The following is a 22,050-nucleotide window of genomic DNA, read 5'->3' as shown; positions in this document are numbered from 1 at the left end:
GGCTATGGTTAAAAGTGGCATTTACAAAAACATAACACATCCATTTTTACTTTCGACCTAGTCACCGAGGTACTTTCATGTTTCCTGTTATTTTGGGCACAGCAAAATTTGGAACATTTACTGATAAAGAGCGAAGCTTTGACGTGCTAAACCGCTTCATGGAATTGGGTGGTGAGCGATTAGACACAGCAAACAACTACGCGTGTTGGCATCCAGATGGCAAGGGTGGCGAGAGTGAATCGCTTCTTGGTGAATGGCTCAAAGAGAAGGAAAGATCAAAGGTACACATCATCACCAAAATTGGTGCACGCTCCGTAGACGGATTTACCTATCAACAACTTGATGGCTTGTCGCGGGATAACATCCGACGCTCTGTCGATGAAAGCTTGACGCGCTTGCAGACAGATTATATCGATACGCTTTATGCCCACGTTGATGATCTGAACACGCCATTGCTTGAAACGTGGAAGGAAATGAGTGCCTTGGTCGAAGAGGGAACGGTGAAACACTTAGGTATCTCAAATTATACCGAAGAGCGCATGCTTGCTTTGGTTGATGTTATCAATGAGCATGGATTGGTTCCTTTTGACCAAGCTCAGTACCGTTACTCGTTGATTACGCCAAATTCTGATGCCGACTTTGGCCCACAGGTTGTCATGAATGAACACTTATTTGGTGCGTTAAAACACCTACCGTTCAAAACAGAAATCATTGGATATAGCCCATTAATGGATGGATGCTTTGAGCAGTCTCCGGACGAACTTCCTGAAGAATACGATAACCTGATCAACTGTATTTTGATGGAAGATTTACAGGCGGAAGCGCGAGAAGAAGGGGCGTCTACGTCAGCACTGGTTCTCAAGCATATTCATGAATACGGGATAACCCCAGTCACCGCGACATCTACACCTGATTTACTCAATCACAATTTAAAACTGCTTCTTTCGTGACTTAACGCGATTCTGGTGTGGTATCTGAACTGTATGAAACAGTTTGAAAACTCTTAGTCTAAGATAGAAGCATATGCTACCTTGTGGCTATGTTGAAACTGACATTAGTGATTAGAAACAGGTACCTACCATGAAAGCACTAGTTCCTCTTCTTGCGGCTATCGCCGTGACGGGGTGCTCCTCACCCAAAGATCCCGTCGACGAACGTATTGATACCTCGATAAAACTTTGTCACAGTGATAGTACGAAAGCTTTTTCATATACTGGAGATGGCCTTCGAATAATGTGTCATAACGGCAGTTCTTACATTATTCGCGGTGATATTACGGTCGACAATGTTGTCGAAATGGACCGTATTTATTGCTCCAGTACAGGCATTCGCGATTTTCAATCAAGCAAAGACGGTGATATTTTGCTGTCTTGCAATGATGGCTCTAACTACGTTCTATAAAGAGAAAGGATAAATGAAAAAAATACTAACTATGGCTGCTGCAGCACTTGTTTTAGGAGGTTGCTCCTCAATCGAAACGGCTGAGTCAATGCCAAATCCTGATCAGCGAGTCGTCGATAGCCGCCTTAACATTTCAACCGATTTGAATGCTACTTATTGTGAGGGAAAGGGCTTCGAGAAATACATGGAGCGTGAAAAGTACTACACCTTCACCTGTAAAGATGGATCTTTCTTTAATATCGCTAAGTAAGCCTGTTTAAACGTGTTAAAAGCGCATCAGTATTTGCCTACTGATGCGCTTTTTCGATCGGCTTTCGAATAACGTAAACAACGCGATATAGCGGTATTTCAGAGGGAATAAAGCCAATATCGTCTGACGTGATACTGCGAGCATGATTGCCTTCAAACGTTGCACCGATTTTCGGCAAGTGACCTTTGAGCTTCTTAACTATCCAGCCGTAATCACAATGGCTGAAAAGATAAATCGACGATCGCCGTTTCGGCCACCATGCAGGCTCCCTGACTGCGACGACATAATCACAGTTGTTTATGCCCGGAGACATAGAGTCCCCGGTGACGTGCATTACTTTGATGCCAAGCATTTAGGGCTTGAGGTCAGGATACACAGTTGGCAACGATGGGAGATAGGGGCAGTCTGCCGTATAGACTTTCACGCCTTTGGTCGTCCAGAAAATCTCCGCAAAACGATTCACCTTATCAAGCAATGCCAGTGCATCATCTCGGTTCAGTTCCTGCTTTGCCTTTGATGCAAGCAACATGATTTCATGGGTTAGGGCGTGTATTTCAGGGAACTGGTCAAACTGAGGTTGTTTGAAGTAATCGCCCCAAATGACACGAATTTCTTCCTTCACTTTTCTCCCGTGTTCTTCTTTCTGCTCAACGAGACGACAAAGCGTCGATTGTTGACTGATGGAGAGGTTGTTGTCAGGTAAATCAGCAATCAAATCCATCATTCTAATAATGGTTAGTGTTGCGATTTGTGCGTGAATAGGATCATAGATCTTACAGGGAATATCACAGTGGGCCGAGACACGCTCAAGGCTGACAATCTGGTCAACGCGCTTTATGAGTGAGTGCAACATACTATTTCTCTCCTGAATTTGTTCTCTTGTCCAAATAGTTAATCGCCAGAACAACAAGCACAGCCCCAATAATCAAAGGTGCTATCCACAATAAATGAACAAAACCTGCCAACCAATGTGAGTGATCATGGCCACCGTGTGCGGAGGCAATGGCACTAAAGAACGACACAGAAAGAAAAGTCAGTATTCGTATATCCATATGGCTGCTCTCCTTTAGCAACTAGGCGGATGTTTCCAAAATGTCTTTTTCAAAAAGATACAGTTCGTTGAGTCCCGTCTGATATGCCTTTAACAGCTCAATAAAGAACGATTCCTCAGGAGGGGTTGTTTTTAAGTAGCCTTCTATCACTTCTAACGGTGTTTCGAGATGAAAGCGTGCTAATTGAAGTTGATTGTCGAGCTTATAAACGGCAGAGAGATTATGGTGGCAAGCCAACCAGCCAAAGAGTTTCTCTTTTTGGCTAAACACACTTTCCTGTTGATTGTTTAAAAGTGTCAGTGCGTCAAAGTAACTGTCTTCGGCTTCGTTATACTCGAGTGAAGAGAAAAACTGGTTTCCTGTTCGGAGTAAATGCATCCAATCATTCATAGCAATATTTGGCTCGATAATGATAATCACTATCATTATCGTTTATGGAATGAGAAAGTAAAGGCAAACAACGAAATTGCTCTTGATATGCTGTATCAAGAGCAAGAATTTGTGACGTTTAGGGGGGAATCAGAGAGGGTATTATCCCGTTACAAGACAGTCGTTCTGTTCATGTTGACGTCGGATTGGGCAAGCATGAATGAAATATGTAGCTCAACAAGCGTTTCACTCTCTCTCAGCCATTCATCGCTCTTTTGCTCCTGACAAAACTCCATCATGGTAACAATCGCACGCTCCAAGCGTTTAATGCTCCAACGGCGCACATCGAGATCCGAGTCGGTCTGAGTGGCAAGATGTTGAAGCTTGGCATAGCCGTAGTGTAAGTAGCTATAGGCCGAATCAGTATGAATAAGTGCTTTTTCGTGACGGTGTAACATAGAGCACCCGTCAAAGAAGTACGCCAAGGCATCACTTTTGTCTTGGGAGTAAGGGGGAGAAAACAGGTCTGCGGGTGGCTTGTTTATCAATGATGCTAACGTAGCGTATTCACGGTGTTTATCGCCGTACCATGCATTGATGTTATTCAACCAATCCGAGACTTGTTCCATAGAAAGCTCCTAAGTCAGAAATGTGGACAGAGAATGAAATGTATTGATGCCGAAAGATGAAAGAGGGCCAACAATGCGTGTCTGTGCGGAGCTGGCCCAATAACCGAAGGGATATGTAGTCGCGTTAGATGCCCAAGTCGTCCGTTAAAGAAGTGGACTCCTTAGTGGATGACTTTTTTGACGGCTTTTTCTCTTTGCCTTCCAGTTGTTTGGCAATTTCGGTTTCCAAAATTGCATCTGGATTCACTTCGTCACCTTCTTCGAATTCTTCAAGCTGAATGAACTCGGTGCGCTCCATAGAGAGCTCAAGATAGAAGATGTTGTTGTCTTCGGTACTGAAGCTCACACGTCTTGCCTGAGGGCGTTCAATGTTGCTGTCTACAGTCACATTGATGTTCTTATTAATCGCCATCATTTTGGGCTGGTTCTGCGTGATATTGGTTTGCAGTGAGCGTTTAACTTTGCCGGTGAAGTCACCAACGATTTGGTTCATCAACTCACCTAACACATCGGCAACTTCGTCTGAGGTGTGAAGCGTTGCGAGTTCTTCTTGTGGTATTCCCATATGGGACATGTATTTTTGGTAAACCTCGAGAGCGGCTTTGGCTTCGAAATTAATCACGACTAACCCTGAGAAGCCACCGTCAAACAAAACGAAACAGCCGAAGTCAGGTTTTAGGCTGGTTTTGCTTATCTTCTGTACCATTGCAGAATGGTGGACCTGCGTGTCCGTGGCCTTTGAAAGGACAGCAGTCACGGATTGGCAAAGCTTTAGCAAAATGTCTTCTGAAGTGACGATCTTTGTCTTTCTCATAGTTCTTCCACTTGTCTTTGTTATTAGCGCATCGGTATAAGTGTGGCACTAAATTTTAAAGACTGCCGAAATATGACGACGGCACATATATTGGCTTTGTGAGATGTAGCGAAATAAGAGGGAGATCAACGAGTAGGAAGGGAAAAAGAAGCCTTTGTCCTAGGTGAAAAGGCTTCTTGTTTTGCTTAGCTAGCACTTTCTTTGGCTAACTCTTCTTTGAGTTCTTTTTGCTTTTTCTCTATGGCGTTAACCGATATTGTCAATTCGATACCGAGTTTGATTAATTCTCGCCCAACGCGATTATCCCGCTCTGTACTGGCTTTTTCTATTTCAAAGCAGATATCAGACAATGCGCGTGCACCGATGCTTCGTGATGACGTCTTTAGCTTGTGTGCGGATGCTTTTATCGTTTCAAAGTCGAACGGCGCAGATGTGTTTGAGAGCTCTCTGAGCTCAGGTAAGCAATGATAGTTAAATTGCTCCAGCACATCAAAGTAGGTTTCTTTATCGCCCCAGAACAGCTTTTTCAGCACTTCTGGATCTAGCTCTGCTTCTTCAGTTGGAGTAGGACTGGTGAAGGGCTTCGCATAAACACTGATCATACGCTCGGGCCCGACTTTTGGTGAATCATAAGGCTTGCTTTGAGATATCCATTTATCCAGCACTGATTGAATAACATCAATTTCAACCGGTTTAGCGATGAAATCATTCATCCCCGTTTCGATACAGCGCTCTGCTTCGCCCACCAAGCGTTAGCCGTGAGGGCGACGATAGGAACAAACTCGCCACGTTCTGCTTGGATATCACGAATCGCTTTTGTCAGTTCGTAACCGTCCATGTTTGGCATATGGCAGTCTGTGAGCACGAGCGAAAAGGCTTCTTTTCTATACGCCCTAAGTGCTTCCTGGCCGTCAGATGTCATCACAACACTGAAACCTAAGTAAGTCAGTTGCTTCTCGATGACCACTTGGTTAGTGACGTTGTCTTCTGCGACGAGAATGGTGCCACTGTTGGTGTTGGCGCGCTCAATGAAACTCTCTTTGCCTTTGGTATCCAGTGCGGGGTAGTCAGGGCTTTCCAAGCCGACACAAATACGCAGACCACTCAGCAACATTGATAGCTTGAGAGGAGAGGCATATATCGCAAAGACATCCACGCCACCATAACGGCGAACAGGCAAGCTCATGTTGAGCTCTAGATAGCGCGTGTCAGCTCCTGTGTTCTTAGGTGGCATTAACTGACGTGTTCTCAAGTAGTCACGACAGATAATGACGTATTTCTTATCTAACTCGGCGAAGGTTTCGGTATGTAAGCTTTCAAGGCTAATGTCGGAGAAGGGGATCTCCAGTTCTTTAAGGTAAGCATCAATGCTTGTTTTGAGTGCGCCGTTCTCCAATGTATTGATGCAAACCACATCTTTTAACGACGCTGCAGAAGCTTGCAGCACTTCGATTTTGCAATTTTCCGGTGTGTTTTGGTCTTCTGCAATGGCAAGAACGAAAGATACTGTGAAGGTAGAGCCGATACCTTCTTCACTCGATGCTTCAATTTTACCGCCCATCAAGGTCGCGATGTTCTGACAGATAGCCAAGCCCAGCCCAGAGCCACCAAAACGACGTGTTGTCGAATATTCCGCCTGAGTAAAAGGTTTGAATATAGCTTGCAGTTTGTCTTGGCTAATACCTATACCGTTGTCTTTGATAGATATGGAAAGCTCTTGCTTACCATCGGCTACCTCGGCGGCTTCTATGGATACATTCACTTCACCGCGATGTGGTTGACCTCCGGAGAACTTGATGCCGTTTCCTATCAAGTTAAACAAAATTTGTCTAATACGTGTTGGGTCACCGAGAAGGGAAGAAGGCACGTTTGGATTTACGTAAAGGATCAGTCGTACGTTCTTTTCATTGGCTTCACTGGCCAAGTTATCCATAACTTGTTCTGCAATGCTACGAACGCTGAGTGGCACTTTGTCGATGCGCATTTTCCCCGCTTCGATGCGAGAAAAGTCCAGAATATCATTGATGATTGAGAGCAATGACAGAGCAGATTCGCGTACCGTGGTTGTTACACTCAGTTGCGTCGTGTTGAGGTTTGATCGGCGCAGTATGTCTATCATCCCAATGACACCATTCATAGGTGTACGTATCTCATGGCTCATTGCGGCAAGGAACTGGGCTTTTGCCTTTGAGGCCGATTCAGCGCGTTCTTTTTGGAACAGAAGCTGCTCTCTTGCTTGGTTCCTCGAGATGATGTGGTCACGGAACGAGCTCAATGCATGAGAGATTTGTCCGACTTCATCAGAACGATCTTTGTAGTGAATCGGGATTTCGGTGTTTCCATCGGAAAGCTTGAGCATGGTATCAGCAAGCCTTGCAATGGGCTGTGTGACCTTTTTGTAGATGTAGACAGTTAGGGCGACGCTCGAGAGGATCATAACGGCAAACAATGCGACGAAAAACAACTGGTTTGTTTTCAGAATCTTGTGCAAACCTGCCATAGAGTTTGCCGCTCTGAAGCTTGTCTCTCTGGAGAACTCAGTCAGCGAGGCTTCCAACTCCTTATATTCGCCGTCATTGATACGGCGAAGCGTGTTCGTTACCGCCTCTTTATCTGCTGGGTCGTAACGTTCCATCACAAAGTCGATGCGAGAAATCAGCCCCTTGCTGAGTTCGTGTATCTGATCCAGCTGCTGGCGTTCTTTCTCGTTGATGGCATTTCGACTGAGATAGAAAAGCGACTTGTAGAAATTGGCCTTGTTCTGAATAAACTCCTGACGGCTAGCAGAGGCATTAGCCAGATAATAGAAAAGGAAGCCGATCATATCGTCCGCTTCTTCTTTCATTAGCAAATAGTGGTAATGCCGTTGTTGTAATGCAAAAGGCACATCCTGTACGTCATTTTCGTAAAGCTCTTGAATGGCTTTATCCAACTCAGGGGCGAGCATCGCAGTAATGGTGCGTTTCTCAACCATCGCCCACTTTTCTAACGTTGGGTCATATTCTTCGATGATGCCTTGTTCAATCTTACGGACAAAGGTGTCGTAATTTTCTGAGATGCGTTTTAAGTGGCTCGATTGCGCACCATGGATACGCTTTAGCTCACCCAATGACGCATCAAATTGATTCTTGTTGTAATGGTATGAATCTAACGACTCAGGTTCGCCGAGCGCGAAGCTGAACATGCTGCGATTCATTTCTCCGGCAAAGCGGAGCATAGAAACCGACAATAGGGCGCTGGGAATTTCGAGTTCACTGGTTTTGGTGGTGTCACTGCTGGCACTGTCATGTGTTAGGAATGCCGATAACGCGAGGAGCATCGATACTAATGTCATCGATGCCATGATAAGGCCGACTTTACCAACAATGCTTTTCGGGAAAGGGAACTGGTTAGCGCGTTCTATCCTTCGCTCTCTCATTACTCATCCTTGAATGACTTCATAAAACAGCCGTGAATGTCCTCACGAACTCATGCTGAGCGTTATTTTTATTGGTTCTCTTGGTGCTTTTTTAAGGAAAAGCATCGCTGATTATGAGCGTGAAAATCAGCGTGTCTCAGCAGGGAACTTATACTGTAGTCGGGGGCGTAACAAAAGGGATACTTAAGGTTTAAAAAAGTGACATGCGACGAAATAATGGGTGTTAATTTACTTTTAAAGACAATAGAATTGAGCCTAGACCTTGTGCGTTTTGGAGAGAAAAATGGTCGTCGAATCAGATGGGTACGCAGCTCTTATCGAGTACTTTATCGATAACTTGTCAGCGTTTTCGTCAAAAGATGAGAAAGTCGGTTCTGAAACAATCGACGAACTTGTTCATGAATTGGTTGCCAGCCAAATTATGGCAATTTGTGATCAGAACAAAGGGATGCCGCAATCAATGCGATTCGAGGTGATGAGTGAAGCGGACAAGATTGTTGCTGATCTCGAAGAAGTTCTCAGCTCTGTCTGGAACCAAAAACCTACTTATGCACAAATCAACGTGCTGGAAGAGTACATCGGTCTGGTGAAAAACCTGTTCGATGCTGCCGTTTCGGAATGTGTTTAAAAACAGCGTTTAATAAACAGCATCAGCTATAACGCTTGCACCCCAACCATCCCCGACTACAATGCGTCTTTAAATTTTCTTAGGCGCATTTCATGAAACTTCACGCAGTACATCATCTCTATGATCAACGCTTAGCCGCGTCGACCAAGCCTTTCAAAGCGAGAGGGGCAAATGTTGATCGTTGTAAGTATTGTATGTTGGTGAAGTCACTGTGCGTCTGTGAAGAAAAAACGACCCTAGACACGTTCTCTGGCTTTGCTCTCGTCATGTACGACGACGAAGTGTTGAAACCAAGTAATACAGGGCGACTCATCGCAGATACGGTGAGTGATACGTTTGCTTATATTTGGTCTCGCACAGAACCCAATGAAGAGATGCTTGCTTTGGTTAATGATCCCAAGTGGCAGCCTTTTGTGGTGTTCCCTGCGCAGTATGCAGAAGAAGAGCGTGTCGTTACCTCTGTAGAGGTCAACGAGGGCAAACGTCCTTTGTTCATCATGATTGACGGTACGTGGCAAGAAGCGAAGAAAATCTTCCGTAAAAGCCCTTGGATGGCAAACTTCCCAGTTTTGAGTTTCAAGGCAACAGAAATTTCGCGATATGGTGTACGTGAAGCGTCGGGAGAGAGCCAACTCGCAACAGCTGAAGTCGCCGCGAAGGTGCTTTCTTTAGCTGGAGACGTGAAGGCGGGTGAGTGTTTGGATGCTTGGTTCGATGTATTTAGAGAACATTACATCACAGGAAAACGCCAGAAAACCTTGCCTGTACCGGGTGCATTGGACAGATACCGCGAGATAGCGAACGGCGAAGCTGCTGATTTTTGCGATCAACCCATCAAATGTGACGGTGGTAAACGGATATACAAAGAGGGACTTTGTCTTGTATCACATTCAATTCCCTCGGAAAACGCGATAATTCGCACAACTAGAAATACGTGTTTTGGAACAATGGAGTAAAGGATGTATTACGGCTTTGACGTGGGTGGTACAAAAATCGAGTTTGGTGCATTTGACGAGAAACTCGTTCGTCAGGCAACTGAGCGTGTACCAACGCCAGGTGATGACTATCAAAAGCTTATCGAAATCTTGGCTGGGCTGGTGGCGAAATATGACGAACAGTTTGGCTGCGAAGGCACAGTAGGTATTGGCATTCCTGGTATCGAAAAAGCAGAAGACGGCACAGTTCTGACAGTGAACGTTCCTGCAGCAAAAGGCAAAACGTTGCGTGCGGACCTAGAAGCAAAGATTGGCCGCAGTGTTGCGTTAAACAATGATGCGAACTGTTTTGCCCTGTCTGAAGCGTGGGATGAAGAACTGCAAGACGAAAGTGTTGTTCTTGGCCTGATCCTAGGTACTGGCTTCGGTGGTGGTATTGTTATTGACGGTACGGTTGTGTCGGGCCAGAACAATGTTGCTGGTGAGTTGGGCCATATGCGTATGCCTATCGATGCGTGGATGCAACTGGGTGAAAACGCACCGATTTTTGACTGTGGCTGTGAGAAGAAAGGTTGTATCGACAACTACCTGTCTGGCCGCGGTTTTGAAATGCTGTACGCGCATTTCAATGGCGAAAGTAAGAAAGCCATTGAGATCATCAATGCCTTCTATGAAGGTGAAGAGACTGCGTCAAAATTTGTCGACAACTACATGGAGATGTTGGCAATGGTATTCGGTGGCATGTTCACCGGTATCGACCCGAACGTTGTGGTTCTGGGTGGCGGCTTGTCAAACTTTGATTATATATATGAAGAGATGCCAAAACGTTTACCTAAGCATCTTCTTTCTATCGCAAACCCACCAAAAATAATCAAAGCAAAGCACGGTGACTCAGGTGGTGTTCGCGGTGCAGCGTTCTTAAACATCAAACGCTAACCATGCTTTAAATCTCAGCGAAGGCTCAACGTGGGCCTTCGCTGAATGCAGTGCGCGTTGATTGGGGTATAGAGCTGAAAACGACATTCTAAGGGGATGTTGTCGCTCTAAAGTAGTATCAACTCAGAAAACATCTGTTGGTTAGTTTGAATCAGAATTTTTCTCGAACTGTGTTCGTTCTTTTTGTGTTGGCATTTTTCTCGCTGGCAGCAGTCACCTGGTTTTATGTTGGTGGCGCGAAGTCAGAATATGTCATTTCTCCTTCTGACTATGATTTTCGATATATCGATGACACACCGCGAGGTGGTGATACCCTAGGTACTGTTTCGTCTGCCAAAGACGGTAAAGGTGCGGTATTACAGTGCACGCTAGGTGAGGGGTATAAATGGCCATTTTGTGAAATCGCCATTAGCCTGACTAAGAAAATCCAAAATGGTATCGATTTATCGAACTACCATTCCATGGTCATTGAAGCGTCTTACAAAGCACCAGCTCCAGACCAAAGGCTTCGTGTATACCTCAGAAACTACAACGAAGAGTATTCAAATACCGAAGATCCTGTGTCCCTCAAATTTAACGGTATTGAATATGGGCCGTCTGAGACGATGGGCGAGTTCGTCCTACCGCTAAACTCATTCCAAGTGTTGTCTTGGTGGATTTCAGATCTCAACGTGCCACTAAAGAATGCCGGCCCAGAGCTAAACAATATCTCTTTGATAGAAATCGCGACAGGCAGCGCCCCAGTTATTGGTGACCACACCTTGACGATCAAAAGTATTCGATTTGAAGGTTTGATGGTAACGGAAGCGCAATTGTTCCGCACCCTGACCTTTATGTGGATGACGGTCGTGATGATCATTCTGGGACTGAAATATTGGCAAAGCCGTGTCACGTATGCCAAAGAGCGTAGACGTGCAGACAAGCTGAAAAAGATTAACTCCTCGCTCAGACAACAAAGTGAAACATTGTCTGTCTTGGCGACAACAGATGCATTGACGGGCTTGCGAAATCGCACCGAGATTTACCCAGTGCTACACAAACACCTCAAGGCATCGAAAAAGCAACATTGCTCGGCTCTTTGTATCGATCTTGACCACTTTAAAGCGGTTAACGACACTTATGGGCACGATATGGGGGATAGGCTGCTTGTCGATACGGCGCAGATCCTCCGAGATGCGACGTCGACCAGTGACATTGTTGTGCGTTGGGGAGGGGAAGAGTTTGTTGTGTTTTGTCCGACCAGAAACCTCGCGCAAGCAACATTCCTTGCAGAAAAGATTCGTTATGCCTTTGAGAACTACAGTTGGTCGCATGGTGAATCGATGACATGCAGCGTGGGCGTAGCTTCTACATCAAACAGTAATGTGGCGGCGTTGATTGCCGATGCGGATGACGCTCTGTACCAGGCCAAACAGGCAGGGCGAAATCGCGTTGAAGTGTATGTTGAAGCACTGATGGCGTCGTAGATGCTTATCGTATTCGAACAAAAAAGGCAGCCTAGGCTGCCTTTTGTTTTATTGGGGAAGTACGCTACTTGTTCGCGTTTTCCTGACAATGTCTCACCGCATCTTCCAACAGCTCAAGTGCGGTTTTGTTGACTGGTTCTAGTTCAGCATCTGACGTCGAAACAGGCGTTGTACGAGCACCCCAGCGAATCACGCCAGCTCCCCAAGTGAGACCGGCACCAAAAGCAGCAACAAGCATAGTACTGTTTGGTTTGACTGCGCCTTCTTCAACGGCTTCACACAAAGCGATAGGAATGGTCGCAGCAGACGTGTTGCCGTATTTATGGATGTTCACAAATGCTTTATCCAGCGGGATCTTAGCGTGATCGCACAACGCCTCAATGATGCGTTTGTTCGCCTGATGCGGAACAACAAGGTCAATATCATTGGGGGTCATGTTTGAACGTGACAACACAGCACCAGCGGCTGAGCCCATACCTTTTACGGCGCGTTTGAAGATCTCGCGCCCCACAAAGTTGAAGTCAAAGTAACCGTTATCTTGGTCGAATCGCGCCATGGCCGTACCGAATTTTGGCACTGCCAGTACATCGCGGCCTTCTGCATCACAACCTAGTTTGGCTTCAAGCAAGCCCACTTCATTTTCTGAACGGCTTAAGACCACGGCACCTGCGCCATCACCAAACAGGACGGCAGTATCTCGCTTACTCCAATCTAGATACCAGCTGAGTCGCTCTGCACCGATCACGATGGCATGTCGATAGGCTCCAGCCTGAATCATGCGTGTGGCCGTTTCTAAGCCATAAAGAAAACCAGTACACGCAGCATTAAGGTCAAAAGACGCTGCGTTTACTGCGCCAAGCTCCAGTTGAACTTTGGAAGCGATATTCGGGATGAGAGTGTCCGGAGAGCAAGTTGCAACAATAATAAGGTCGATATCTTCAGCATTGACACCTGCAGCGGCTAGCGCACGTTTGGCCGCCACCGTTGAAAGATCAGAAGTATTTACGTGACTGATTCGTCGTGCCTTGATGCCGGTACGGCTAGAAATCCATTCGTCCGATGTTTCAATAATGGTGCTGAGATCGTCATTTGATAATTCTGCTGGCGGTAGACATTTTCCCCAGCCAGTAATTTCTGCGTATGGCATGAGCTTCTCTTATCGTTGTTTTTGAAATTTCAGTGTACCCACGAAACAGGTGTGAAACAAACTGCTCGATCATGTATCGAACTTTGTTCAAAATTTTCCACCGAGTGCTGTGTCGTTTTAAACGAATAAACGAGAAGAGAGATTTGCAAGAGCGATGATTTAGAAGGGTAAAGAAAGCCGCACGAAAAGGGAGAGAACGTGCGGCTTTGTCTTACGTGTTTACCAGAACAGCCATGCGAACATAGAAAGAACGATGATACAAACCAGATTTAGGTAGAAACCAGCGCGCATCATTTCAGATTGCTTGATATGGCCAGAGCCGAAAACGATGGCATTTGGCGGTGTTGCTACAGGCAGCATGAAGGCACATGACGCTGCGACTGCAATCAATGCTGACAGCACGACGGGCGATACGCCTAATGCTTCAGCAACCGTTGCGAAAACCGGTACCAGCAACGCTGCACTTGCCGTGTTACTTGCAAACTCTGTTAGGAACACCACGAAAGCAACAACAGTTAGCAGAGTAAAGAAGATGCCGGCTGATGAGAGGAATGTGCTCAAAGACTCGGCCAAAAAGACACTGGTTCCCGTGGCTTTAAGTACGTTGCTCAAACACAGACCACCACCGAACAAAAGTAACACGCCCCAGTCTGTTGTCTTTTCAATATCTTTCCACTTAATCACGCGGGTTGCGCCCAACAGGACAATTGCAGACAGCGCAACCAGGGAGTCAAACTTGCTTAAACCACCAAGCATGGAGTTAATTGGCTTGCTGAAAATCCAGCAAAATACAGTCAGGCCGAAGATAGCAAGGGTCAGGCGACGTTCGTTTGTCCATTCGATCGGTTTGTGGTCGAGCTCGAATGTATGCTTCAAATTTGGCTTTGTGATGTAGTACAGCAGTACCACGGTCAAAGGCAGCAGTGTCAATGTGATTGGCAGACCCAGAGCCATCCACTCAGCAAAGTTAAGACCGGTTTCTGCTGCTGCAATGGCGTTTGGTGGGCTACCAACAATGGTTGCTATACCGCCGATACTTGCACAGTACGCCACGCCCAACAGGACAAACACATAGGTGCCGCGTTCAGATTTCGCATTTACTTTGCTAAGTACACCCAGAACCAAAGGCAGCATCATAGCGGCTGTTGCAGTGTTCGAAATCCACATGGAAAGGGCAGCTGTCACACCAAAAAGCATAACGACCGCTACGCTCATCTTTCCTTTAGCAAGCAGCAGAACCTTATCTGCAATAGCTTGATCGAGCTTTTGAACATGAAGAGCTGCTGCCAATGCAAAACCGCCAAGGAAAAGAAAAATGATTGGGTTGGCGAAGTTTGCAAGTGCGGCAGGCGTTTGAAATACCCCCAAGCCGACGGCAATCAGTGGAACCAGTATTGCTGTAATGCTGACGTGCAGAGCTTCTGTGAGCCAAAGGATGGCGACAAATGTCAGTAGGCTAAGGCCAATGACGACATCTTTTTCATAGGGCAGAAAATTGTAGAGCAATGCAAAAAGTACAATGTCGGCGATGAGAATCATGCTGTTGCGATTCAACAGCCAATCTCTAACCGCAATAGTTAGCGCTGTCATAGTGACTTCCTCAAACGTATGTAGGGACTCTTGGTTTGCGTTAATTATTTGTTTTAACGTTGAGGCTATTATCGCCTTGTTTGGTTAAATGAAATTGGCGAAAACGCACAATATTAACAGTGTGTTACGTGGATGTTTTGAAGTGGGATGTGTTGAATTTTAAATGGGTAGTAATCCACCCATTTTTAGTAAGGGAATGGTGCTTAAGTCTGGCTGAGCGTATACGAAAGGGAGCTTATTCCTTTTCTTCGGATGTTGGCGATAAGAGAGGCTCCATCGGAATGGACTCTTTCGGGCCCAAGAACTTGGGTTGTTTGTTTAAAACATAAATATCCAACACCGCTTTTACTCGTGCCAGTGTTTCCCTCGCTCGGATCTTCAAACCTGACAGGCCGGATGGGCTAGGGACCGCCATACAAATCGCATCGATATTGTAATAATCGGCAATAAACAGCGCGCGCTCACAATGAAACGCTTGAGTGACAAGGGTAAATTCATCAGCATCAAATACGCGTTTAGCGCGGATGATAGAGTCAAGCGTCCTAAAGCCAGCATAGTCGAGGAAGATACGATCTTCTGGAATCCCTGCCTTTAACATGTCACGTTTCATTGTCCACGGCTCGTTGTAAGAACGATGGGCATTGTCGCCACTTAAAAGCAAGACATCGACTTTGTTTTCTTGATAAAGCTGCTGAGCGGCTTCGATGCGATAGGTGTAATACGGGTTGCGGGTTTTCCCAATATATTTGCTGGTACCCAGAACAAGGCCAATGTGACGTTGGGGTATTTGTTCGATTGACGTATAGATTCTATCAGAGGCTTTTAGCGTGACCCACAAATCCATCCCCACGATGGAGGCGATTGAAAGTATGAGAAAGGCACTGAAGGCTATTAAAACTTTTCGCAATGACATCTCGACAAGAAAGGCATTAAAATTGCGCAGAACCAGCAGGTTATACGAAAACGCGTGAAATAACAAAAAGAACCTCCGCGATATTAGATAAAGCGGAGGTTCAGTGCGTTAATGCAGTATGACGTTAGAATGATGTACGTTTGTACTGGCGGTACTTCGGTTGCCAGAAGATAGCATCGATACGTTCTAGCAGTGCTTCCTCGGTCAACTCAAGGGCAACACCTTGCTCAATCGCTTTTTTGGCGACGGCGAGTGCAATATGGCGTGATACTGACTGGATTTCTTCAAGTGAAGGCAATAGCGGGCCTCGGCCATATTTCGCGAGTGGAGAACATTCTGCAAGTGCGCGGCTTGATTCCATCAGCATTTCATCGGTTACGCGCTTCGCTTCAACAGCCAATACGCCCAAGCCAATACCTGGGAAGATGTAGCTGTTATTGCACTGTGCGATAGTGAAGGTTTTGCCACCATCCAAAACGACTGGCTCGAACGGGCTACCGGTCGCAACCAGCGCTTCACCGTTAGTCCAACGAAGAATGTCAAACGGCGTCGCTTCTACGCGGCTTGTCGGGTTAGACAGAGGGAAAACAATTGGGCGCTCACAGTGACTGTGCATAGCCTTGATGATTTCTTCACTGAACAGACCTGGCGCACCAGACACACCGATCAATACGGTTGGCTTGGCGTTGTTTACCACGTCCAGCAATGAGATATTTTGGTCAGCAAGTTCCCAATCTTTAATGGCTTTAGATTTCTGAACCAAACGTTGTTGGAAATCCAGCAGGTTTGGCATTGCATCAACCAACAGACCCCAGCGGTCGACCATGAACACACGTGAACGAGCTTCAGCATCGCTGATACCTTCAGAAACCATCTGAGCAATGATTGCTTCTGCAATACCACAGCCAGCAGAACCTGCACCCAAGAAGGTAATACGTTGTTCAGACAGCTTAGTGCCCGCCGCTTTACATGCTGCAATCAGAGAACCAACAGTCACCGCTGCAGTGCCTTGAATGTCATCGTTGAAGCAGCAAACGCGATCTTTGTAACGCTCAAGAATAGGCATTGCGTTTTTCTGCGCGAAATCTTCGAACTGGATCAATGCATCAGCCAACGGCGCTGTACGGCTTGAATGAACTCTTCGATGAAATCGTCATAGTCTTGGCCCGTTACGCGGGTATGACGCCAACCCATGTACATTGGGTCTGACAAGCGTTGCGGGTTGTTTGTACCCACATCTAAAACGATAGGTAGGGTATACGCTGGGCTGATACCGCCACATGCGGTGTACAGAGACAGTTTACCGATTGGAATGCCCATACCACCGATACCTTGGTCACCCAAACCCAAAATACGCTCACCATCGGTTACAACGATAACTTTTACGTTGTGGCGTGATGCGTTGTTCAGCATTTCATCGATACGGAAACGGTTTGGGTAGGAGATGAACAAACCACGACCACGACGGTAGATCTCAGAGAAGTTTTCACATGCCGCACCAACAGTTGGTGTATAGATGATCGGCATCATCTCGGTAATGTGGTTATTAACGAGACGGTAGAATAGGGTTTCGTTCGTGTCTTGGATATTTCGTAGATAGATGTGTTTATCCATGTCATTGTCGAAACGCATGTACTGCTTGTACGCGCGTTCAGCCTGTTCTTCGATAGACTCGATAGCTTCAGGCAACAAGCCTTCGAGGTTAAAGAACATGCGTTCTTCGACAGAGAAAGCACTGCCTTTATTCAGAAGCGGTGTTTCGAGCAGAGCAGGCCCTGCGTAAGGGATATATAGGGGACGTTTTTGATTATGCATGGATGAAAACGGCTCAATTTGTTTCAGTTCGATAGACAGGCAAATGCAATTCGATAATAGGAACCAAGAATTGCCCTAAGAGTGTAGTGTCCAAGCCTGTTGTGATTCAAGGTGAAAATAGCATTGATTTGCAAGGGGATTAAAATTAGTGACGTTGCCCAATGTTGACGGGTGGATTACGACACATTTGTACAAAATATGAAATTGCTATTAACGAGCCTGCAAATATAAGTATCAGAAATAATTGTGAATATTGTTGCCTAATGTCGTGGCACGTAAAAATTGTTGGCGACATTCATTACAAAGCCAAACAGCCTGATATTACGTTCGTTTAGGTATAAACTACGGCAATCTAAAATCGCGCAAAATGAAAAATAATGACGATGGCAACATCTCTTTCTCTTCCCATAGATTCGTTGAAATTGGATGTAGAACGAATCATTCAATCTCGAAATATTATTGTTCAGGCAGACACGGGAACCGGTAAATCGACACGATTACCCGTTTGGGCGTCGACGCTGGGGAAGGTGCTTGTTGTTGAGCCACGCCGAGTTGCTTGTACGTCGTTGGCTGGATTTGTTGCCGACACCTTGGAAAGCAAGGTTGGAGAGAAAGTCGGCTACGCCATCAAATTCGATTATCGCTTCAGTGAAAATACTGACATCGTTTTTGCAACTCCGGGTGTTGTACTTCGTTGGTTTGCAGAAAACGAATTGGCTCACTTCGATGTGGTCATGATTGATGAGTTTCATGAGCGTCGAGCCGAAACTGACCTTCTCGCGGCACTGCTACTCAAACATGACCAACACCGACTGATGGTGACCTCTGCGACGTTAGACAGCGTAAAGCTAGCGAGCTATTTCGATGCCGAAGTGATAAAAGCGAACGCCAAGAGTTACGGTGTCACGATTTCATGCCATGCACGCGACTCGCAGTTCATGCCAAATGGCATAGACGTAGAGCAACGTATATTACCTCTCGTAGAGACGGCGTTAGAGCGGGGCGGAGACGTCTTGGTGTTTTTGCCAGGCAAAAAGAAATCAATACGTGCTTGGGGCAACTTAAACATCTTGATGCCGACATTATTCCGCTTCATGCCTCGGTGTCGGACTCTGACAGAAAACGCGCACTTTCGCGTGGCGAAAATCAACGTGTGGTTCTGGCGACAAACGTGGCTGAAACCTCATTGACCATTCCGGGTGTGGTAACGGTCATCGATACCGGCCTTGAGCGTCGTACGCATCAGAGGAACGGACGAACGGCTTTGGCTCTGCATGCGATATCCCAAGCCAGTGCGAAACAGAGAGCGGGCCGTGCTGGACGAATAGCCGCGGGTTATTGCGAAAAACTCTATGGCGAACACGCACCCTTGGAGCTGTTTACACCGCCTGAGCTAGAGCGTGAGGACCTAATTGAAACCATGTTGGCGGCAGCATGTTGCGGATATCGTCTCGAAGAACTGCCTTTCCTGTCTACGTTGCCAGAAAAATCGCTGTCTTCCGCTGAAACCCGTTTGAAGAAGATGCAAGCGATAGATGCTGAGGGGAAGGTAACCGCGCACGGAAATCTTCTTTATCCATTGCCGATTGACTCGTTATTTGCGCACTTGATCACTGGCATGAAAAGCAAAGCCAATCGTGAAGCCATGTGCGATCTAGCGGCGGCACTTCAAACACCTATGCGCGTCTGGCAACGACAGAGTGGAGAGTTGGCGTTAGATGCTTATAAAGAATGGAATAAACATCTGTGTGACGTTGTCACATCAATTGCAGTCATTCGTGGCGAACAACCGGATGAAGTGATTGTTGATGAATTGGCACTCAACGAAGCGAGAGAGCTAAGCGCGTCGTTAAGAGAGGCATTGGAATTGCCACAATGGGAAGCGGCTTCTCGATTCGACCGTGAACAGTTTTTGCGAAATGTCATTGAGGCTTCACCAGAACTTGTTTTCGCAAGAAGAGAGCGTCGCCAGCAAGCTTTTGGAAACGGATACAGCGAAGTCGTATTGAGCCGTGACAGCGACTTTCCCGCGGAGCCACAAGCTGCCCTTGTGTTTGACCAGTTTCATTTGGCAGGTAAGGGAAGCAAGCAAACAACCTCTTATGCGACATGCCTTGCACCTATTCCTTTTGGCTGGATTGCAGATGCTGACCTCGGCGAGTGGGAAGTGATTGATCATCACGCCCTTAACGGTGTCATCGTTGACAGTAAGCAACGTGTCTACGCGGGTCGAATCATCGAGCAAATACAACAAGAGGCCGAGGGTGAAGGGCTAATTCAGGCTATCAGTCAGCAAATCATGGACGGTGAGTTGTTTCCTGGCGTTGGTTCCGAAATCCAAGATGCTGTAGCGCATTGGAACCTTTATCAGCAGTTTGAAGCCATTAACCCCGAACCACTTATTGATGCTTCACATTGGTTAGCTTCACGCGTTGAAACCTTAGGCATTGAGTCTCAAGAAGATTTAGCCCTGATTGATGCGTCTGATTTGCGTTTTGAGGGTATTCCTGCGTGGGAATTTGAGGATTTCGCTGCAAAGTATCCGCTAAGACTGACACTTCCTGAGCTGCACGTTGATGTTGAATACAGCAGAGCAAAACGTACCGTGGTGCTGCATCACACTAAAGGAAACAGAAAGGATGGCCCAAAGCGTTGGGAATTGCCGCAATGGAAAGGCTGGAAGGTTCAATATAAAAAGGCCAGCCGTGTGATAACGATTAATTAGTCCCGATCGTTTAGACAACAGATACAAAAAACGCCTCGTCAAAGAGGCGTTTTTCATTCCGAACCGATAATTAGTCGCGGAAGTTTTCGAACTGGAATGGTTGACCCAAATCAGCGTCGCGGATCAACTGCATCACTTGTTGCAGATCATCACGCTTTTTACCCGTTACGCGCACTTGTTCGCCCTGAATCTGAGCTTGAACTTTGATTTTCGAATCTTTAATCATTTTCACGATTTTCTTCGCAACAGTGGTTTCAATACCGTTTTTGAAGTGCACATCAGCGTAACAAGACTTACCTGAGTAAACATAGTCTTTTGGCTCCATAGAACGGGCATCAACGCCACGTTTTGCCAGGTTGCCGCGCAAGATTTCCATAAGTTGATTAACTTGGAAATCTGATTCAGAGGAAACTTTTACAACCTCTTTTTTAAGTTCAAAGCTTGCTTCTACGTTACGAAAATCAAAGCGAGTAGCAAGTTCACGAGTAGAGTTGTCAACGGCGTTGCTTAGTTCAACGCTGTCGATTTCCGATACGATATCAAAAGAAGGCATTGGCTTTTCCTGATTATTACCTGAAAAATGAATCGAATAGTATCACAGAGTGTCTGTTTTGGCATTTCGCTGCGCGACGGCATCGGACAGCATTTGCAGCATTTTCTCTGTATCTTCCCAGCTTAGACAAGGATCAGTAATTGACTGACCGTAGGTCAATGCGCCGATATTGTCTTTGTCGACGGCTTGGTTACCTTCGGTGATGAAGCTTTCCGCCATGATACCTGCAATGTAGATGTCACCATCTATGATTTGCTGGCAAATATCAGCTGCAACGTCCATTTGACGTCGGTGTTGCTTCTCACAGTTAGCGTGGCTGAAATCCACGACCAGTCGTGGGAACAGGTTAAACGACGCTAAGTTTTCCGCAGCATTGACGACATCGTCACGCTTGTAGTTCGGCTGATGACCACCACGCAGAATGACATGACCATGAGGGTTGCCACTGGTGCGATAGATGGTCATTTGACCTTGCTTGTTTGGCGAGCAGAACAAGTGAGAGGTTTGGCTAGAGCGAATAGCATCGATTGCAATCTTAATGTTGCCGTCGGTACCGTTTTTAAATCCAACCGGACAAGAAAGGGCTGAAGCCATTTCACGGTGAATTTGCGATTCCGTGGTACGGGCACCAATTGCGCCCCAGCTGACCAAGTCTGCGATGTATTGACCCGTGATCATGTCAAGAAACTCAGTGGCCGTCGGCATGCCGAGTTTGTTCACATCGAGCAAAAACTTGCGCGCTTTAAACAAACCTTCTGGCAGCTTGCAGCTACCGTCAAGATCGGGGTCGTTAATCATACCTTTCCAGCCCACAACGGTGCGTGGCTTTTCGAAATAGGTACGCATCACAATGTGAAGGGTTTCTTTGTGCTTATCTGCAAATGCTTTAAGGCGCGCAGCATAATCCAAGCCGGCTTTAGGATCGTGAATAGAGCAAGGGCCAACCACAACCAGCAAGCGGTCGTCACGTCCCGTCAGAATGTCTTCTGTTTGCTTGCGCGCTTGAGCGACGTGCTCAGCGACAGCATCAGTAATCGGAGACGCTGCTTCTACTTCTGCTGGTGTCGGCAGAGTGTCTACAGGTTGTGTTCTAAGTTCGTCAGTTTTAATAGGCATGGAGACTGCCTTCCTTACATCGGCTTTGTTGCGAAGGCAGTAAGATAGCAAAATTTCGTTCACATAGAAGTATCGATGTGATCTTTCATCGATTTATTCTCTTTGTTGCTCTAGTTTTGTTCGCTCAATGGAGTTTTGAGGGAATTTTGTTCCTATGTGATAGACGGGATGTAAATTTAATATTTTCACTTGTAACGGTTTGATGGTGTGGGTATGTTCTCTATTAGATGGACGAAAATCAGGCGGTTGCGAGTAACAACCTCATCGTTATCATAAAATTGAGCCTTTCAGGC

General features: G+C 46.2%; 18 protein-coding genes and 3 pseudogenes. 8 read left to right on the top strand and 13 right to left on the bottom strand.

Features of this window, described 5'->3' with window-relative positions; translation table 11 throughout:
• The first annotated feature begins 77 nt into the window (after nt 1-77).
• The 3 genes from ATN88_RS19030 (at nt 78) to ATN88_RS19020 (ending at nt 1,651) form a co-directional block, all read left to right on the top strand.
• Nucleotides 78-950 carry an aldo/keto reductase gene (locus ATN88_RS19030; protein WP_067419239.1) on the top strand — a complete coding sequence of 291 codons (873 nt, stop codon included), beginning with the start codon at nt 78-80 and terminating at the stop codon, nt 948-950.
• Nucleotides 951-1,080: 130 nt separating this feature from the next.
• Nucleotides 1,081-1,401, top strand: a complete 321-nt coding sequence (locus ATN88_RS19025; RefSeq protein WP_067419238.1) for a hypothetical protein — start codon at nt 1,081-1,083, stop codon at nt 1,399-1,401.
• 13 nt (nt 1,402-1,414) lie between these two features.
• Nucleotides 1,415-1,651, top strand: coding sequence for a putative periplasmic lipoprotein (locus ATN88_RS19020; protein ID WP_067419237.1), 237 nt, complete (start codon nt 1,415-1,417; stop codon nt 1,649-1,651).
• Between the two features lie 37 nt (nt 1,652-1,688).
• Here ATN88_RS19020 and ATN88_RS19015 read toward each other — a convergent pair whose 3' ends face one another.
• The 7 genes from ATN88_RS19015 to ATN88_RS18985 all read right to left on the bottom strand — a co-directional run bounded on the left by ATN88_RS19015 (nt 1,689) and on the right by ATN88_RS18985 (nt 7,933).
• Nucleotides 1,689-1,964: a hypothetical protein gene (locus ATN88_RS19015; protein ID WP_157490769.1), complete on the bottom strand. Its 276-nt coding sequence runs from the start codon at nt 1,962-1,964 to the stop codon at nt 1,689-1,691.
• A 39-nt stretch (nt 1,965-2,003) separates the two neighbouring features.
• Entirely contained in the window at nt 2,004-2,504 is a 501-nt protein-coding gene (gene sodN / locus ATN88_RS19010) for a superoxide dismutase, Ni (protein WP_067419235.1), read from the bottom strand.
• A gap of 220 nt (nt 2,505-2,724) precedes the next feature.
• A complete protein-coding gene (locus tag ATN88_RS19000; RefSeq protein ID WP_067419233.1) occupies nt 2,725-3,123 on the bottom strand; it encodes a hypothetical protein in 399 nt (132 codons plus the stop codon).
• A gap of 119 nt (nt 3,124-3,242) precedes the next feature.
• Nucleotides 3,243-3,701, bottom strand: a complete 459-nt coding sequence (locus ATN88_RS18995; RefSeq protein ID WP_067419232.1) for a hypothetical protein — start codon at nt 3,699-3,701, stop codon at nt 3,243-3,245.
• A gap of 124 nt (nt 3,702-3,825) precedes the next feature.
• Nucleotides 3,826-4,515 (bottom strand): DUF3334 family protein, encoded by a 690-nt coding sequence (locus tag ATN88_RS18990; RefSeq protein ID WP_067419231.1) that lies wholly within the window; start codon nt 4,513-4,515, stop codon nt 3,826-3,828.
• A gap of 185 nt (nt 4,516-4,700) precedes the next feature.
• Entirely contained in the window at nt 4,701-5,228 is a 528-nt protein-coding gene (locus ATN88_RS27690) for an Hpt domain-containing protein (protein WP_232313402.1), read from the bottom strand.
• Nucleotides 5,225-7,933 carry a hybrid sensor histidine kinase/response regulator gene (locus ATN88_RS18985; RefSeq protein WP_232313401.1) on the bottom strand — a complete coding sequence of 903 codons (2,709 nt, stop codon included), beginning with the start codon at nt 7,931-7,933 and terminating at the stop codon, nt 5,225-5,227. The genes ATN88_RS27690 and ATN88_RS18985 overlap by 4 nt, the downstream gene beginning before the upstream one ends.
• A gap of 283 nt (nt 7,934-8,216) precedes the next feature.
• Here ATN88_RS18985 and ATN88_RS18980 point away from each other — a divergent pair, with 283 nt between their 5' ends.
• From ATN88_RS18980 to ATN88_RS18965, 4 genes and pseudogenes are all read left to right on the top strand, one after another.
• A complete protein-coding gene (locus ATN88_RS18980) occupies nt 8,217-8,561 on the top strand; it encodes a DUF3802 family protein (protein ID WP_067419230.1) in 345 nt (114 codons plus the stop codon).
• Between the two features lie 92 nt (nt 8,562-8,653).
• A pseudogene (locus tag ATN88_RS18975) lies at nt 8,654-9,358 on the top strand (tRNA-uridine aminocarboxypropyltransferase); the annotation flags it as partial.
• Between the two features lie 162 nt (nt 9,359-9,520).
• Nucleotides 9,521-10,432 (top strand): N-acetylglucosamine kinase, encoded by a 912-nt coding sequence (nagK, locus tag ATN88_RS18970; protein WP_067419229.1) that lies wholly within the window; start codon nt 9,521-9,523, stop codon nt 10,430-10,432.
• Nucleotides 10,433-10,617: 185 nt separating this feature from the next.
• Complete coding sequence (locus ATN88_RS18965; RefSeq protein ID WP_232313400.1) at nt 10,618-11,898, top strand: GGDEF domain-containing protein; 1,281 nt, start codon at nt 10,618-10,620, stop codon at nt 11,896-11,898.
• Between the two features lie 64 nt (nt 11,899-11,962).
• Here ATN88_RS18965 and ATN88_RS18960 read toward each other — a convergent pair whose 3' ends face one another.
• The 4 genes and pseudogenes from ATN88_RS18960 to ATN88_RS18945 all read right to left on the bottom strand — a co-directional run bounded on the left by ATN88_RS18960 (nt 11,963) and on the right by ATN88_RS18945 (nt 17,363).
• The gene (locus ATN88_RS18960; protein WP_067419227.1) at nt 11,963-13,045 is read right to left on the bottom strand and encodes a ketoacyl-ACP synthase III; all 1,083 of its coding nucleotides are present in this window, start codon (nt 13,043-13,045) and stop codon (nt 11,963-11,965) included.
• A gap of 219 nt (nt 13,046-13,264) precedes the next feature.
• Complete coding sequence (locus ATN88_RS18955; RefSeq protein WP_067419226.1) at nt 13,265-14,635, bottom strand: SLC13 family permease; 1,371 nt, start codon at nt 14,633-14,635, stop codon at nt 13,265-13,267.
• A 235-nt stretch (nt 14,636-14,870) separates the two neighbouring features.
• Entirely contained in the window at nt 14,871-15,548 is a 678-nt protein-coding gene (locus tag ATN88_RS18950; RefSeq protein WP_067419310.1) for a SanA/YdcF family protein, read from the bottom strand.
• A 124-nt stretch (nt 15,549-15,672) separates the two neighbouring features.
• Nucleotides 15,673-17,363: pseudogene (locus ATN88_RS18945) on the bottom strand (NAD-dependent malic enzyme).
• A gap of 377 nt (nt 17,364-17,740) precedes the next feature.
• Here ATN88_RS18945 and ATN88_RS18940 point away from each other — a divergent pair.
• Nucleotides 17,741-20,088: pseudogene (locus ATN88_RS18940) on the top strand (helicase-related protein).
• 70 nt (nt 20,089-20,158) lie between these two features.
• Here ATN88_RS18940 and ATN88_RS18935 read toward each other — a convergent pair.
• Together ATN88_RS18935 and ATN88_RS18930 are read right to left on the bottom strand one after the other, a co-directional pair.
• Nucleotides 20,159-20,641: a YajQ family cyclic di-GMP-binding protein gene (locus ATN88_RS18935; protein ID WP_067419225.1), complete on the bottom strand. Its 483-nt coding sequence runs from the start codon at nt 20,639-20,641 to the stop codon at nt 20,159-20,161.
• 42 nt (nt 20,642-20,683) lie between these two features.
• Nucleotides 20,684-21,757 (bottom strand): 3-deoxy-7-phosphoheptulonate synthase, encoded by a 1,074-nt coding sequence (locus ATN88_RS18930; protein WP_067419224.1) that lies wholly within the window; start codon nt 21,755-21,757, stop codon nt 20,684-20,686.
• Nucleotides 21,758-22,050 lie beyond the last annotated feature (293 nt).

It is taken from the genome of Enterovibrio coralii (genome assembly GCF_001559595.1).
GTDB lineage: Bacteria > Pseudomonadota > Gammaproteobacteria > Enterobacterales > Vibrionaceae > Enterovibrio > Enterovibrio coralii.
This window is presented reverse-complemented; position numbering and strand designations above follow the sequence as displayed.